This is a genomic window from Enterococcus sp. DIV0436a (assembly GCF_051711605.1).
Taxonomy (GTDB): Bacteria; Bacillota; Bacilli; order Lactobacillales; family Enterococcaceae; genus Enterococcus_B; species Enterococcus_B faecium.
In genome coordinates this window covers 2,225,001-2,239,617 of record NZ_JBIONA010000001.1, presented here as the reverse complement: position 1 = coordinate 2,239,617, position 14,617 = coordinate 2,225,001, and the positions used below count along the sequence as shown (strand labels likewise).

Genomic DNA, 14,617 nt, shown 5'->3' with positions numbered 1-14,617 from the left:
CCACCTTTATTTTTCGTAAAAAAGATTGTAAAATGTCTAACGAAACATTGGAATGAAGGAGGAAGCGACAACGTTACCACAGCAATTTATCAAAAAATATCGTCTTCTTTTAGGCGAAGAAGCATCCGATTTTTTTTCTGCGCTTGAACAAGGAAGCGTGAAAAAAGGATTTCGGTGGAATCCACTAAAACCGGCAGGATTGGACATGGTCCAAACTTACCATAGCGAAGAATTACAACCCGCTCCCTACAGCAATGAGGGATTTCTTGGCACTGTCAATGGAAAGTCTTTCCTCCATCAAGCTGGGTATGAATATAGCCAAGAACCAAGTGCAATGATCGTTGGAACAGCTGCTGCAGCAAAACCCGGTGAAAAAGTTTTGGATTTGTGTGCGGCTCCCGGTGGTAAATCAACCCAATTAGCTGCTCAAATGAAGGGGAAAGGGTTATTAGTGACGAATGAGATCTTTCCGAAACGTGCGAAGATTTTATCAGAAAATATAGAACGATGGGGAGTTTCGAACGCAATAGTGACAAATCATGCACCCGCAGAACTTGTCCCTCATTTTTCGGGCTTTTTTGATCGGATCGTGGTTGATGCTCCTTGTTCAGGAGAAGGAATGTTCCGAAAAGATCCAAATGCAATAAAAGAGTGGACAGAAGAATCTCCGCTATACTGTCAAAAACGTCAGCAAGAGATTTTGTCTTCAGCAATAAAAATGCTAAAAAATAAAGGACAACTGATTTATTCGACTTGTACGTTTGCACCAGAAGAAAATGAAGAGATCATTAGCTGGCTTGTAGAAAATTATCCAGTAACGATTGAGGAGATTCCTTTGACTCAATCCGTTAGTTCAGGACGTTCTGAATGGGGAAGCGTAGCTGGTTTGGAAAAAACAATACGTATATGGCCTCATAAAGATCAGGGTGAAGGACATTTTGTTGCAAAGCTGACTTTTCATGGACAAAATCAGATGCATAAAGAAAAGAAGACACGAAAAAAAAGTAAAGTGCAAATGACAAAAGAGCAGGAAAAACTCTGGACGGAGTTTTCAAATGATTTTCATTATGAAGCTACTGGAAGACTTTTAGTGTTCAACGACCATCTTTGGGAAGTTCCTGAGTTAGCCCCTTCTCTCGATGGTTTAAAAGTCGTACGTACAGGTTTGCATTTAGGAGATTTCAAAAAGAATCGATTTGAACCTAGCTATGCATTAGCGCTTGCTACAAAAAAGATAGAGAATATACCTTGCTTGCCGATCACTCAAAAGGAATGGCAATCTTACACAGCAGGAGAAACATTTCAACGTGATGGGAATCAAGGATGGGTTTTGCTAGTATTAGATAAGATACCTGTCGGATTTGGGAAACAAGTAAAAGGAACAGTAAAGAACTTTTTCCCTAAAGGATTGAGATTTCACTGAGTGGATTAGTTCGTTTATTTTTTTGTCTATGCTATGATGGAGATAGATAAAAAGGAGCTGATACTTATGAAAACATCAACAAAAGTAACAATCGGATTAAGCGTAGCAGCCGCTGCCAGTGTAGCGACAGCAGTCGTTGTATCGGGAAAAGTAATGGAAAAGATCCATCATATGACTACTCGGATGAAAGTAAAAAAATTCGTCTATGACAAATTTGATGGAAATGAAAAATTACTAGAAATCGTAGATGGTCTTTCAGATAGTGACTTGGATTCTTTGATGGGAATGTTAGCAAAAATCAAATCAGGAAAAAAGAAAATCTCTGTTTATGGTGATTCAATCAAAGATTCAACCGAAGATGTAAAAGACCGGCTAATGCATTTTGTTGAAAAAATGATGTAAGAGAAACTAGCTTTTGAACACTATTCATTCGAAATAAGGGGTTGTGACAAAATTATTGTCACAACCCCTTTAATCTATCTTTAATTATGTTCATGAAGCAATAAAAGATAGCAAAACAGTAAATCGTTGGCTTTTTTTAGATTGAAACCAGACTGTTCTTGAAATTTTTCGATTCGATATTTTAGAGTATTACGATGAAGAAACAGTGTTTTTGCAGCAGAGCTGACATTGCCTAATTCATTCCATAATTCTTGAATGATCACTTCCATTTCATTTTGTTTGATCAGTTCTATGTAACTTTTGATCAACTTACTATCTTTTACAGTATCTTTTGTATAGTAATGTAAAGCCACATCTTGCATAGAAAAAGTACGGCTGTGAGTATAAAGATTGTTTTGCTCTGTTAAAAAAATTTTTCTTTCTTCAGCAAACAAAGGGACGAGGTCGGTGCCAGGTGAATGGAAAGAACCAACGAATACAGACGTTGTCGTATCAAAATCAGCATCTAAAGATAGAAAAATACCGTTGATTTCAGTAGCATCAAGATAATCACGGTTTATTTGTTCGACTAAGAGCGCATCTGTGTCTGTATAAAAAAAGAAATCAGCAGAATAGCGAAATAATTCCAAAATAGTATCTTGCCATTCTTTTTTTAAGAATTCTCCTTTTGATTCGACGTGAAGCTGGATCAAACGAAAGCTTTTTTCTTGAACACAAGAAGCATCTTTAAAAAGATAGTGATACCATGGGTGTTTTTTTTGATCGTTGATTACAGGGAATAACGCTTTCAAAAGGCTGGTTTCTTGTTGAGATAATGAATCTTGTTTGATCCAGATAAAAGCATCATCAATTGCAAAAGAAAGGATATCCGCTTCTGATGCTGGAGAGTTTTTTTTCTGTGCTTGTGGGTAAAGAGCAAGTAATTTATCCATTTTCATCTTGTTCACCTCTTGTATTTATTTTACCATAGAAAAAAAAGTTAGTTACAGCCTTTTTATCATATGCTAAAGTAAAACAAGAAAAAACAAAGGCAGGGAAGGGTAATTGGTAAATACAAATCTTGATGCAGTAGAAAAAGAAAAATGGATGCGCCTTGCATTGGCAGAAGCAAAGAAAGCAGAAATGCTTCATGAAGTTCCGATTGGAGCAGTGGTTGTATTGGATGGAAAAGTGATTGGAAGAGGATATAACCTTAGAGAAACCACGCAAGATGCTACTACACATGCAGAAATGCTTGCAATCAAGGAAGCCTGTGAAAAAGTGGGAAGCTGGCGCTTGGAAGATGCTGCACTTTTTGTTACCTTAGAGCCTTGTCCTATGTGCAGCGGCGCGATGATTTTGTCTCGTGTAGCAGAAGTTTATTTCGGCGCGTATGATCCAAAAGGCGGAACAGCCGGTACCTTGATGAATCTTTTGGAGGACGAGCGGTTTAACCACCAAGCATATGTAGAAGGTGGCATTTTAGAAGACGAATGTGGGATGATTTTGACTGACTTTTTCCGAAAGCTCCGCCAGCGAAAAAAGAAATTAAAAAAAGACTGGTCAACGAATGAAAAATAAGGTATACTATTCTTTGCCGAAAGGCTAGGACAATGGTGGGCTTGTGAAGCGTGTCAGGTCTGGAAGGAAGCAGCACTAAGCAGGTTCCGCCATGTGTCTGATTATAATGAAACGACAACAGACTTTCGGGTCTGTTTTTTTTATTTTTATAGTACTGTAAAAATGAATGTTCCTGATTTTTTAGCCAGACTGATTTATCGAATATTGTACTTATACAATTTGCTTCAAGGCAGGAAAAACTCTGAAATAGAGCTTGTTTCAATGGAAGAAAAAGCTGCCTATGGTATGATAAAGATAAAGAGAGGCGAGAGGGTACATGGAAAAAATAGTGATTTTACATACGAATGATCTGCATTCTCATTTAGAAAATTGGCCAAGGATCAGAAGGTTTTTGGATCAACGTAAACGAGAAAACGAAAAGAAAGAAAAAACGACAACGATTGCAGTAGATCTAGGTGATTTTGTGGATCGTTGGCATCCATTGTCAGAAGCAACGAATGGACAGGAAAATATCTTGCTGATGAATGAAGTTGGTTATGATGCAGCGACGATAGGAAACAATGAAGGCGTAGGAAATTCCAAAGAAGAGTTGAATCATTTATACGATCATGCTGAGTTTGATATCATCCTGGATAACTTATTCGATAAAAATACGCTCCAGCCACCGGCATGGACGAAACCATATAAAATCATTACAACGAAACACCAGACGAAAATCGGACTAATTGCATTTACTGCTCCATTTCCGCTTACTTATAATCCGAATGGCTGGGACATACGGAATCCTTATGATATTTTGCCAGAATTAGTCGAAGATTTACGTTCACAAGTGGATGTTTTAGTTTTGATGAGTCATCTCGGGATTCAGGATGATTTCCAAATTGCAAAAGAAATACCAGCAATTGATGTTATTTTAGGATCGCACACCCATCATTTATTCAGAGAAGGTCACGTAATCAATGATGTCCAAATAGCAGCCGCTGGAAAGTACGGGCAGTATGTCGGTGAAGTCCATTTAACCATCGATGAAGAGAAAAAAATCCTTAAGCATTCAGCCAAAGCCATCCCTACCGAAACAATGACAGCTTTTACAGAAGATGAACAAGAAATAAATAGTTATCTAGAACGTGGGCATGAATTATTAAAAGAAAAAGAAGTAGCAGATTTGCCATTTTCTCTGAGTCTAGATATCTTCAATGAGCATTCGTTTATCCAAGTAGCCCTTGAGGCGGTGAAAGAACGAGGAAAGACGGAAGCAGCAATATTAAACAGTGGTCTGTTTTTAACTGAAATTCCAAAAGGGCGGGTCAATCAGGATCAGCTTCACACTGCGTTGCCGCATCCGATGCACTTGTTAAATGTCACATTGGGTGGAAATGATCTGATCCGCTTAGTTTTAGAAATAGAAAAAAATCGTAACTTTTTACGTAACTATCCTATGAAGGGAATGGGATTTCGCGGTAAGATTTTTGGGCAGATGGTCTATAATGGAATCACATATGATTCTATTAACCATCAAGTCTTTTGGAAGAACAAGCCAATCGATCTGAATAAAAATTATACTTTTACTACCGTAGATCATTTGATGTTTGTTCCATTTTTTCCAACGATTGAGATTGCTGGAAAAAATGAATTTTTGTTCCCTGAATTTATCCGAAGTGTGGTAGGAGATTACTTGAAAGCTCACTACCCAATCAAATAAAAACAAGGTATAATAAAAAAGATAGGTGGTGAACGCATGTCTGCAAAACAAAATGAACAGCAGAACGTTGAGCATAAAACAGAAATTGCTAAGAAAAAATCATCAGCTGAACAGGAAACAACAGTCACCGAAGAACTGACAGCTGCTTTGGAAGAAATCGTTGAGGAGCCTAAAGCAGAAAAAGTCAAAGGCGAGCTAGTGACACTGTTAGATGACAGTAATTTTTTGATAGGTGAAAGACATTATCGGCTTGTGTCCGATTATCGTGAAGGATTTAATGCAGAAAAGCTTGGAGAACGTTACAGTGATGTACTAGCCCGATATGATTATATCGTAGGAGATTGGGGTTATGAACAACTACGCCTAAAAGGATTTTTCCAAGCGGATAATCGACGGGCGCATCCAGATCAGCGAATCGATTCCTTGGAAGACTATCTTTACGAATATTGCAATTTTGGTTGTGCGTATTTTGTCATCGAGAGAATCGGCGGTAAAAAAGAAAAGACAACTCAGCGCCGAAAAAAGAAAAAAAACCATAATCGTGCGTATATCGATGAGAAAAAAGGACCAGTCGCATCTAATCGCAAAAAACCGGTTATTAAAAATCGAAAAACAGAGTCAGCAAAAACCTCTGAAAAAGTAAAAAAACAAGAACAACCTAAACAAGTAGAAAAAACAAAAACAGCATTTACGATAAGAAAAAGGGAAGAGTAGTGGATGAATGGACTATAAAGGATATTTAATTGATTTAGACGGAACGATTTATCGTGGGACACAACCCATACCGGCCGGTAAACGATTTGTGGAAGAATTGCAAAAAAGAAAATTACCTTTCTTGTTTGTTACCAATAACACGACTAAGTCACCAGAAACAGTAGCTAATCGTCTAGCAGATGAGTTTGACATTCATGTAGCTCCAGAGACAGTCTACACAGCTACTTTGGCAACAATCGATTTTATGAAAGCAGATGGAAAAGGGAAAAAAGTCTATGTTATCGGAGAAGCAGGATTGATTGACTTGATTTTAGCTGCCGGATTTACATGGGAAGAAGAGGCTCCTGACTATGTAGTGGTAGGCTTAGATAATTATCTGACCTATGAAAAAGTAGTTAAAGCAACACTTGCTATTCAAAAAGGTGCTACTTTCATTGGAACGAACCCAGATAAGAATATACCTACTGAACGCGGCCTTCTTCCTGGAGCAGGGTCAGTCATCTCTTTTGTAGAGACAGCAACCCAAACGCCGCCGATCTACATCGGAAAACCAGAAGCCATCATTATGGATAAAGCCGTTGAAGTATTAGGGCTGCAAAAAGAAGAAGTAATCATGGTTGGAGATAACTATGAAACAGATATCCAAGCTGGGATACGCAATAATATAGATACTTTGCTCGTTTTATCAGGTTTTACAAAAGAAGAAGATGTACCTGGGTTGCCTATCCCAGCTACCTATGTGAAACAATCACTGGATGAATGGAGCTTCTAATATGAAAAATTCGAGATGGCAGTGGATGGAATATGCTGGATTGTTCAGCCTATTTCTGACACTGATCAGTCTGGCAGTTGGTGTGACGATCAACTTTCGACCACTATACGTATTTGATATCGGACATTTGCAAATTTTGGATTATACTTCTTTAGATCAAGAGACGTTACTGAAAAATTTTGATCACCTAATGAATTATCTCAATAATCCCTTCAAAACCATCCTCAGCTTGCCAGATTTCCCAGTTTCTGCTAGCGGAGCCCATCACTTTTATGAAGTGAAAATTTTGTTTTTAGTGGATTATGCTGTGTTTTTCATCACTTTGATCCCGAGTATTTTGTTTATCAAATATTTGCAAAAGAATGATCGGCTTTGGCGGTTGATTCGTCCGTTTCAAATCGGCATGTTACTGCCAGTTGTTTTCGGTTTTTTCATGATGATAGGATTTGATCGCTTTTTTATCCTTTTTCATGAAACGTTTTTCAACAACGATGACTGGTTATTCGATCCCGTTACTGATCCAATCATCAATGTACTTCCAGAAGAATTTTTCATGCATAGCTTTATCTTATTTTTTGTATTATTAGAATTATTTTTTGCTGTTTTTCTTTTCTTAGGAAAAAATAGCTTGAAACAAACAAAAAAGAAAGAACTCGTCTAAATAGACGTTTTCTTTCTTTTTTTGTTGAATTATTGAGTAAGGCGACTTCTTTTTTCTGGTTCTTTGTGTGCTAATCGACTGGCAGCAGCAGCGGCGATCGCTCCGACGATATCATCTAAGAAGGTATGGACATGAACGCCATCGTGGCTGTTTAGTTCTTTTAAAATACCAGGTTTCACCTTGTCGATATAACCATAATTCGTAAAGCCGATCGTACCGTAAACATTCACGATTGACAAGGCTAGGATCTCATCGATACCGTAAAGGCCTTCGTCATCTTCGATAATATGTTGCAACGGACTCATCAATTTTTTCTTTTCTGCTAATATATCTAATTGGATTCCAGTGATAATGGCGTTATGTACTTCACGCTTTGTTAGCACGCTGTTGACACTTTCAGTACAATCCGCCAAAGTCAAATCAGAAATATAGTCTTTTTGTAAAAACATGACAAGTTGTGCGATATCTTCTACAGTTACGCCACGTTCCTTCAATAGTTCTCTTGCCTTTTCTTCTAAAGTCTCAGTTTTGACGACCATATTATTGCTCCCCCTTTATTTTTTCTTTCTCTATTTCATGTTAACGGAACATGAAAAAAATGCAAGAAACTGCTTTCGGGTTTAACTTGAAATGCAAAGAGATATAAAAAATCAACTAGGACGAAGATTTTTATCGTATAAGCTTGTGCTGTGACCAGGCTGAGTTCGTTCCTTTGGATTAATATAGTGTAAAGCGTTGTTCACTGCAGTAGGTGCTTCACCGAGCCCAGTAGCAATCAGTTTCACTTTTCCTTCATAGGTACAGATGTCACCAGCTGCATAAACGCCTGGAATAGAAGTAGACATATCTGATTTTACAGTAATGGCATTTCTGGTACTATCAAGTCCCCAAGAAGAAAGATGTTCTAAATTAGAAGAGAATCCATAATTGACGATCAGAGAATCAATCATCAAATCAATCGTCTCGTCACTTTTCACTTTTTTTAACCGGATATCTGTCAGTTCCCCATTATTGCCTGATAATCCATCGATGAGATAGGGAGTAAGCAAGTTGACAGATGAAGATTTCAAGCGTGATACACTATGTTCGTGCGCACGAAATTCCGGGCGACGATGAATCAAGTAAACTTCGCTTGCAATAGGCTCTAACATCAACGCCCAATCGATAGCAGAATCACCACCTCCAGCAATAGCGACTTTTTTTCCAGCATACTTCATCAAATCATTCACGAAATAATCCAATCCGTGGTTTTCAAATGATTCAGCATTATCTAAATTCAATTTTCTTGGCTGGAATGAACCATTTCCTAAAGCTAAAATGACTGCTTTGGAATAATGGATGCCTTTATTTGTAGTAATCTCGATAACTTCGTCTTCACGAGTAAGCGAGAGAACTTCTTCTTTTAAATGGAATGTATGGTTAAAAGTAGTTAATTGTTTTTCTAATTGATCGATTAATTCACTTGCTTTTATTGCTGGATACCCAGGAATATCGTAAATATATTTTTCGGGATACAAAGTTGCTAATTGACCACCAAGTTGAGGTAGACTGTCAATGATTTTTGTTTTAGCTTGGCGCATTCCTGCGTAAAAAGCGGCAAACATCCCTACAGGACCTGCACCGATGATTGTAATGTCATAGATTTCCATAAAAATTCCTCCCTTTTCACACTATAGCAGAATTTAATTGAGAATGCTTCTCAAAAATGTTTGAATTCGAAATCGAAACGGTAAGTTATAGAATGTATCTAGTGATGAAAAATAAAAGAAAACAAATCTAGTATTTTTACGAGAGGTTAGGTATTATGTTATTATTATTATGAAGTATGCAAATATTAGGAGGAAACAATATGGCATTCCCACAACTAGATTTAAAAAGTGAAAAAGGACCAAAAGCTGTTATCAAAACAAACCGTGGTGACATTACTGTTCAATTATTCCCTGAACTAGCACCGAAGACGGTTCAAAATTTCATTGAACTTTCCAAAAAAGGTTATTATGATGGCGTGATTTTTCACCGCGTTATTCCTGATTTCATGATCCAAGGCGGCGATCCAACTGGAACAGGAATGGGTGGCGAAAGTATTTATGGCGAAAGTTTTGAAGATGAATTCAGTCGTGAACTGTTCAACCTTCGCGGAGCTTTATCTATGGCAAATTCAGGTCCAAACACAAACGGAAGCCAATTCTTTATTGTAAATAACACAAATGTGCCAGCTAATATGCTTGGACAACTAGAAGGTGCTGGATTCCCATCAGAAATCATTGAAGCGTATAAAGGTGGCGGAACTCCTTGGCTAGATTTCCGACATACAGTCTTTGGACATGTACTAGAAGGGATGGACACAGTAGATGAAATCGCAAATGTACAACGTGGTCCACAAGACCGACCTGTACATGATGTAGTGATTGAAACAATTGAAATTTCAGAATAGTTTGGTATGGTACGGAGTAATTATGAAAAAGGACGAAACCTAGTAAGGTCTCGTCCTTTTATTTTGAATAAATGATTTAATCGATTGTCTCTAAAGCATACTTGATTCGATTAAGTCCTTCCAGTAAAGTTTCTTCTGGACAAGCAATATTCAAGCGCATATGCCCATGACCGGAAGGACCAAACGTGATGCCAGGATTTAATACGACTTTTCCTTTCCGAACAAGAGTGTTCTCCAATTCTTGGTCGTCTGAAATATAGGCGGTAAAATCTAACCACATTAAGTAAGTTCCTTCAGGGTTCATTATTCTCACTTTCGGAAGATACTGTTCAAAAAACTGATTAACTGTTTGAACATTTTTTTCTAGATAAGGAATCAGTTGGCTTAACCATTCTCCACCCGTCTCATAAGCCGCTTGGGTTCCAATCAGTCCAAAAGTGTTGATTTCGTGCTGTTGGTTCATCACTAAATGTTTTTCAAAATCAGCTTTCATCTCTGGATTTTTGATAAATACCATTGAATTTTTGATTGCAGCTAGATTGAAAGTCTTGGTTGCGGAAGTAAAAGCAACTAGTAGATCATCTAAATTAGGATCAATCGTTAGCATGGAAGTAAATGTATGATCGAATAAAGTTAAATCTTGATGGATCTCGTCACTAAACAGAATCACTTGATGTTTTAAACACAATTCGCTTAACTGTTTCAATTCTTCTTTGCTCCAAACACGCCCTCCAGGATTGTGAGGATTGCATAAAATCATTGCTTTTACATTGTTTTCTTCGATTTTTTTCTCCATGTCAGACAAGTCCATGATGAAATGATTATTTTTTTCTAGCAAAGAGCTTCGAACGATGTGACGTTGATTTGTTTCTATAATAGAGGAAAATGGAGGATAAACTGGGTCATGAATCAAAATAGAATCGCCTGGTTTTGTAAAAGTTTGTACTGCTGCAGCTAAACTAGTTAACACACCACTTGTAAAAACGATATTTTCTTTCGTCAACTCCACAGCATGGTGTTGGCGTTCCCAATGAATGATAGCCTGATATAGTTTATCAGACAGAGTGGCATAACCAAAGATTCCATGTTTGATGTATTCACTAAACGCTTTAGCTACCCCACCGGGAGACAAGAAGTCCATATCTGCTACCCACAAAGGAAGTAAGTCATCCATTTGATATGTCTCAGCAATTGCGTCCCATTTTACACTTTCTGTATCTTTTCTTGAAATCTGTTTATCAAATTCGATCATCTTAAGACCTCCAGTCATTTTCGTCGCTTCTTTTTTTGAGCTATTTACAGTATAATGATAAATGCGAAGAGAGGGAAGTAGATGACTTATAAAATTGGACAAATAATTGAAGGAAAAGTGACAGGGATACAGCCTTATGGCGCATTCGTTTCTCTTGATAACGAGACGCAAGGACTTATTCATGTTTCAGAAGTACAATCCGGTTATACGAAAAATATCCATTCATTGTTAAAAGTCGGACAGCCAGTAACAGTTCAGATCATCGACATTGATGAATATTCCAAAAAAATCAGTTTATCTTTAAGAACGTTAGAAAAAACAAATCCAGCTGTTCCATATCGCAGAAAAAGGTATTTCACGAATAAAAATCGTAAGATCGGATTTACCACTATTGCGGAGCAGTTACCTATTTGGATAGAAGAAGCATTATCTGAACTAGAACGGAAAGAAAATAAGAAATAAAAAGTGTATTTTTTCTGAAAATGTGCTAGAATTTTTATGTAAGCCATAGAACAAGTTGATCGAGGTGGAAATTTTGGCAAGCAAAAGAGTTGCTGGTACAATTATGTTGCATTTGGAGGATGGTACTAAAAAATTTTTGGTCCATTCAATTGATGACAAGTTGGAATTTGCGTTAGCGGAACTTTCTGAAGGAAAGACTGGTTTAGCGAATATACTTAATTTCTTAAAAGAAATAGTTCATATCGATGTTAGCAAGATTAGTTTGATGGAATTGACAAATACACATATTAAAGAGGAAAATGTTCCGTTGTTTGTCTTTGAAACTGAACAAAAGAATCAAAGAGAAGAATTAGGCGAAGGATATATTTGGGAAGAACCAGGTCAAATGCGCTCTGTTCTTGGAACTTACGAAGTAGAGGGAGTGCCTTTCTTCTAAAATACAGATTAAGCGAACAAAGAAGTTTGAATTTTTTTCAAACTTCTTTTTTTATTGTTTGGTCCAAAAAATACAATGAAATGTTCTGCTAAAGATAGTTTTTTAGTGCATTTTATTTTCAAAATATGTTGAAAACGGTTGTATAACGAATAATAATAATTGATCGAAAAATCATTTCACAAAGTAATGCTTAATTTATAGTTGACCAAGGAAGAAATACATGATAAATTTAACAGCGTTGATTCTGAAGTGGATGTTATATCACATTTCTAAAAAATTTAAAAAATAGTTATTGACATGTTACTAACGACATGATAAGATAACTGAGTCGTTAAAAAAGAACCACTTGCGAAGCTTGATTCTATCGAAAAAAACTTCAAAAAAGTTCTTGACAAATAACAAACGATAAGTTATGATAAATGAGTTGCTGAAAGATTTCGAAAAACGAAATCGAAAAAAACTTTTAAAAAAGAGTTGACAATCGCTTGTCTCTCTGATATGATATAAAAGTTGCTACGGCAGCCAAAAACGAATCGGGAAATACTCCCGATGAAGTAGACCTTTGAAAACTGAACAAAGTAAGATAAACCAAATGTGTAGGGCGTCTTGATTCAATTCAAGACAACAAACATTTTTAACAAGCAAGCAATATGCTAGCAAACAAATTGAGCTTAACAATCGCAAGATTGTTCGAACTTTTTATGAGAGTTTGATCCTGGCTCAGGACGAACGCTGGCGGCGTGCCTAATACATGCAAGTCGAACGCTTCTTTTTCCACCGGAGCTTGCTCCACCGGAAAAAGAAGAGTGGCGAACGGGTGAGTAACACGTGGGTAACCTGCCCATCAGAAGGGGATAACACTTGGAAACAGGTGCTAATACCGTATAACAATCGAAACCGCATGGTTTTGATTTGAAAGGCGCTTTCGGGTGTCGCTGATGGATGGACCCGCGGTGCATTAGCTAGTTGGTGAGGTAACGGCTCACCAAGGCCACGATGCATAGCCGACCTGAGAGGGTGATCGGCCACATTGGGACTGAGACACGGCCCAAACTCCTACGGGAGGCAGCAGTAGGGAATCTTCGGCAATGGACGAAAGTCTGACCGAGCAACGCCGCGTGAGTGAAGAAGGTTTTCGGATCGTAAAACTCTGTTGTTAGAGAAGAACAAGGATGAGAGTAACTGTTCATCCCTTGACGGTATCTAACCAGAAAGCCACGGCTAACTACGTGCCAGCAGCCGCGGTAATACGTAGGTGGCAAGCGTTGTCCGGATTTATTGGGCGTAAAGCGAGCGCAGGCGGTTTCTTAAGTCTGATGTGAAAGCCCCCGGCTCAACCGGGGAGGGTCATTGGAAACTGGGAGACTTGAGTGCAGAAGAGGAGAGTGGAATTCCATGTGTAGCGGTGAAATGCGTAGATATATGGAGGAACACCAGTGGCGAAGGCGGCTCTCTGGTCTGTAACTGACGCTGAGGCTCGAAAGCGTGGGGAGCAAACAGGATTAGATACCCTGGTAGTCCACGCCGTAAACGATGAGTGCTAAGTGTTGGAGGGTTTCCGCCCTTCAGTGCTGCAGCTAACGCATTAAGCACTCCGCCTGGGGAGTACGACCGCAAGGTTGAAACTCAAAGGAATTGACGGGGGCCCGCACAAGCGGTGGAGCATGTGGTTTAATTCGAAGCAACGCGAAGAACCTTACCAGGTCTTGACATCCTTTGACCACTCTAGAGATAGAGCTTCCCCTTCGGGGGCAAAGTGACAGGTGGTGCATGGTTGTCGTCAGCTCGTGTCGTGAGATGTTGGGTTAAGTCCCGCAACGAGCGCAACCCTTATTGTTAGTTGCCATCATTCAGTTGGGCACTCTAGCAAGACTGCCGGTGACAAACCGGAGGAAGGTGGGGATGACGTCAAATCATCATGCCCCTTATGACCTGGGCTACACACGTGCTACAATGGGAAGTACAACGAGTTGCGAAGTCGCGAGGCTAAGCTAATCTCTTAAAGCTTCTCTCAGTTCGGATTGCAGGCTGCAACTCGCCTGCATGAAGCCGGAATCGCTAGTAATCGCGGATCAGCACGCCGCGGTGAATACGTTCCCGGGCCTTGTACACACCGCCCGTCACACCACGAGAGTTTGTAACACCCGAAGTCGGTGAGGTAACCTTTTGGAGCCAGCCGCCTAAGGTGGGATAGATGATTGGGGTGAAGTCGTAACAAGGTAGCCGTATCGGAAGGTGCGGCTGGATCACCTCCTTTCTAAGGAATATTACGGAGACTACACAATTTGTTTTTACTTTGTTCAGTTTTGAGAGGTTTACTCTCAAACACTTTTGTTCATTGAAAACTGGATATTTGAAGTAAATGTAAGTAATACAAACCGAGAACACCGCGTTGAATTTGAAAGCTGAACAAATTGTTTAGCCTGAAGCAAAATAGGCGGACGGCCATAAAATCTTTGATTTTATGAGACGATCGATCTTTTTACCGTACAGGCTGATTTGTGAGCTGGATAGAGTTTTTTAATAAGTTCAATTGCTTATTTTCTTGATCTAACTTCTATCGCTAGAAGAAGGATCAAAACCCAACCGTAAGGTTGATAAGGTTAAGTGAATAAGGGCGCACGGTGGATGCCTTGGCACTAGGAGCCGATGAAGGACGGGACTAACACCGATATGCTTTGGGGAGCTGTACGTAAGCTATGATCCAGAGATTTCCGAATGGGGGAACCCAACATCTTTAATAGGATGTTACGATTGTGTGAATACATAGCACATTCGAGGTAGACGCAGAGAACTGAA

14 protein-coding genes, 2 rRNA genes and 1 other RNA gene (1 of these 17 running past the window's edge) are annotated in these 14,617 nt (G+C 38.8%); 13 read left to right on the top strand and 4 right to left on the bottom strand.

The window, feature by feature from the left end; all coding sequences use genetic code 11:
- The first annotated feature begins 52 nt into the window (after window positions 1–52).
- Both IGL15_RS11085 and IGL15_RS11080 read left to right on the top strand, forming a co-directional pair.
- Window positions 53–1,423, top strand: a complete 1,371-nt coding sequence (locus IGL15_RS11085) for an RsmF rRNA methyltransferase first C-terminal domain-containing protein (RefSeq protein WP_002287145.1) — start codon at window positions 53–55, stop codon at window positions 1,421–1,423.
- 66 nt (window positions 1,424–1,489) lie between these two features.
- Window positions 1,490–1,825 (top strand): hypothetical protein, encoded by a 336-nt coding sequence (locus IGL15_RS11080; RefSeq protein WP_104765451.1) that lies wholly within the window; start codon window positions 1,490–1,492, stop codon window positions 1,823–1,825.
- Between the two features lie 80 nt (window positions 1,826–1,905).
- Here the strand turns inward: IGL15_RS11080 and IGL15_RS11075 are convergent, their stop codons facing one another.
- On the bottom strand, window positions 1,906–2,763 hold the full coding sequence (locus tag IGL15_RS11075) for a helix-turn-helix domain-containing protein (RefSeq protein WP_002287150.1): 858 nt from the start codon (window positions 2,761–2,763) through the stop codon (window positions 1,906–1,908).
- A 106-nt stretch (window positions 2,764–2,869) separates the two neighbouring features.
- Here IGL15_RS11075 and tadA point away from each other — a divergent pair, with 106 nt between their 5' ends.
- The 6 genes from tadA (at window position 2,870) to IGL15_RS11045 (ending at window position 7,234) form a co-directional block, all read left to right on the top strand.
- Window positions 2,870–3,385, top strand: coding sequence for a tRNA adenosine(34) deaminase TadA (tadA, locus tag IGL15_RS11070; RefSeq protein WP_002287154.1), 516 nt, complete (start codon window positions 2,870–2,872; stop codon window positions 3,383–3,385).
- A 21-nt stretch (window positions 3,386–3,406) separates the two neighbouring features.
- An RNA gene (gene ffs / locus IGL15_RS11065) (signal recognition particle sRNA small type) lies at window positions 3,407–3,493 on the top strand.
- A gap of 208 nt (window positions 3,494–3,701) precedes the next feature.
- On the top strand, window positions 3,702–5,087 hold the full coding sequence (locus IGL15_RS11060; RefSeq protein ID WP_002307275.1) for a bifunctional metallophosphatase/5'-nucleotidase: 1,386 nt from the start codon (window positions 3,702–3,704) through the stop codon (window positions 5,085–5,087).
- A gap of 36 nt (window positions 5,088–5,123) precedes the next feature.
- Window positions 5,124–5,801: a YutD family protein gene (locus tag IGL15_RS11055; protein ID WP_002287156.1), complete on the top strand. Its 678-nt coding sequence runs from the start codon at window positions 5,124–5,126 to the stop codon at window positions 5,799–5,801.
- A gap of 7 nt (window positions 5,802–5,808) precedes the next feature.
- Window positions 5,809–6,573: a TIGR01457 family HAD-type hydrolase gene (locus IGL15_RS11050; RefSeq protein ID WP_002287159.1), complete on the top strand. Its 765-nt coding sequence runs from the start codon at window positions 5,809–5,811 to the stop codon at window positions 6,571–6,573.
- 1 nt (window position 6,574) lies between these two features.
- The gene (locus IGL15_RS11045; protein WP_002287161.1) at window positions 6,575–7,234 is read left to right on the top strand and encodes a TIGR01906 family membrane protein; all 660 of its coding nucleotides are present in this window, start codon (window positions 6,575–6,577) and stop codon (window positions 7,232–7,234) included.
- Between the two features lie 29 nt (window positions 7,235–7,263).
- Here the strand turns inward: IGL15_RS11045 and IGL15_RS11040 are convergent, their stop codons facing one another.
- Both IGL15_RS11040 and IGL15_RS11035 read right to left on the bottom strand, forming a co-directional pair.
- On the bottom strand, window positions 7,264–7,773 hold the full coding sequence (locus IGL15_RS11040) for a phosphatidylglycerophosphatase A family protein (protein ID WP_002287163.1): 510 nt from the start codon (window positions 7,771–7,773) through the stop codon (window positions 7,264–7,266).
- A gap of 111 nt (window positions 7,774–7,884) precedes the next feature.
- Window positions 7,885–8,883: an NAD(P)/FAD-dependent oxidoreductase gene (locus tag IGL15_RS11035; RefSeq protein WP_002296073.1), complete on the bottom strand. Its 999-nt coding sequence runs from the start codon at window positions 8,881–8,883 to the stop codon at window positions 7,885–7,887.
- Window positions 8,884–9,083: 200 nt separating this feature from the next.
- Between IGL15_RS11035 and IGL15_RS11030 the strand changes: the two genes are divergently transcribed.
- Window positions 9,084–9,668, top strand: coding sequence for a peptidylprolyl isomerase (locus tag IGL15_RS11030; RefSeq protein ID WP_002287167.1), 585 nt, complete (start codon window positions 9,084–9,086; stop codon window positions 9,666–9,668).
- A 76-nt stretch (window positions 9,669–9,744) separates the two neighbouring features.
- Here IGL15_RS11030 and IGL15_RS11025 read toward each other — a convergent pair whose 3' ends face one another.
- Complete coding sequence (locus tag IGL15_RS11025) at window positions 9,745–10,920, bottom strand: MalY/PatB family protein (RefSeq protein WP_002296072.1); 1,176 nt, start codon at window positions 10,918–10,920, stop codon at window positions 9,745–9,747.
- A gap of 81 nt (window positions 10,921–11,001) precedes the next feature.
- On the opposite strand from IGL15_RS11025, the gene IGL15_RS11020 reads away from it, so the two are divergent.
- From IGL15_RS11020 to IGL15_RS11005, 4 genes are all read left to right on the top strand, one after another.
- Window positions 11,002–11,382 (top strand): CvfD/Ygs/GSP13 family RNA-binding post-transcriptional regulator, encoded by a 381-nt coding sequence (locus IGL15_RS11020; protein WP_002287231.1) that lies wholly within the window; start codon window positions 11,002–11,004, stop codon window positions 11,380–11,382.
- A 73-nt stretch (window positions 11,383–11,455) separates the two neighbouring features.
- Entirely contained in the window at window positions 11,456–11,818 is a 363-nt protein-coding gene (locus tag IGL15_RS11015) for a hypothetical protein (protein ID WP_002287172.1), read from the top strand.
- Between the two features lie 697 nt (window positions 11,819–12,515).
- Window positions 12,516–14,075, top strand: a 16S ribosomal RNA gene (locus IGL15_RS11010).
- Between the two features lie 344 nt (window positions 14,076–14,419).
- Window positions 14,420–14,617 (top strand): 23S ribosomal RNA (locus IGL15_RS11005); it runs 2,717 nt beyond the window's last position.
- Together the 16S and 23S rRNA genes form the textbook arrangement of a ribosomal RNA operon.

Coding starts and splice junctions, on each gene's coding strand:
- IGL15_RS11085 (WP_002287145.1), top strand. CDS start 53: ATGAAGGAGGAAGCGACAACGTTACCACAGCAATTTATCAAAAAATAT.
- IGL15_RS11080 (WP_104765451.1), top strand. CDS start 1,490: ATGAAAACATCAACAAAAGTAACAATCGGATTAAGCGTAGCAGCCGCT.
- IGL15_RS11075 (WP_002287150.1), bottom strand. CDS start 2,763: ATGAAAATGGATAAATTACTTGCTCTTTACCCACAAGCACAGAAAAAA.
- IGL15_RS11060 (WP_002307275.1), top strand. CDS start 3,702: ATGGAAAAAATAGTGATTTTACATACGAATGATCTGCATTCTCATTTA.
- IGL15_RS11055 (WP_002287156.1), top strand. CDS start 5,124: ATGTCTGCAAAACAAAATGAACAGCAGAACGTTGAGCATAAAACAGAA.
- IGL15_RS11050 (WP_002287159.1), top strand. CDS start 5,809: ATGGACTATAAAGGATATTTAATTGATTTAGACGGAACGATTTATCGT.
- IGL15_RS11045 (WP_002287161.1), top strand. CDS start 6,575: ATGAAAAATTCGAGATGGCAGTGGATGGAATATGCTGGATTGTTCAGC.
- IGL15_RS11040 (WP_002287163.1), bottom strand. CDS start 7,773: ATGGTCGTCAAAACTGAGACTTTAGAAGAAAAGGCAAGAGAACTATTG.
- IGL15_RS11035 (WP_002296073.1), bottom strand. CDS start 8,883: ATGGAAATCTATGACATTACAATCATCGGTGCAGGTCCTGTAGGGATG.
- IGL15_RS11030 (WP_002287167.1), top strand. CDS start 9,084: ATGGCATTCCCACAACTAGATTTAAAAAGTGAAAAAGGACCAAAAGCT.
- IGL15_RS11025 (WP_002296072.1), bottom strand. CDS start 10,920: ATGATCGAATTTGATAAACAGATTTCAAGAAAAGATACAGAAAGTGTA.
- IGL15_RS11020 (WP_002287231.1), top strand. CDS start 11,002: ATGACTTATAAAATTGGACAAATAATTGAAGGAAAAGTGACAGGGATA.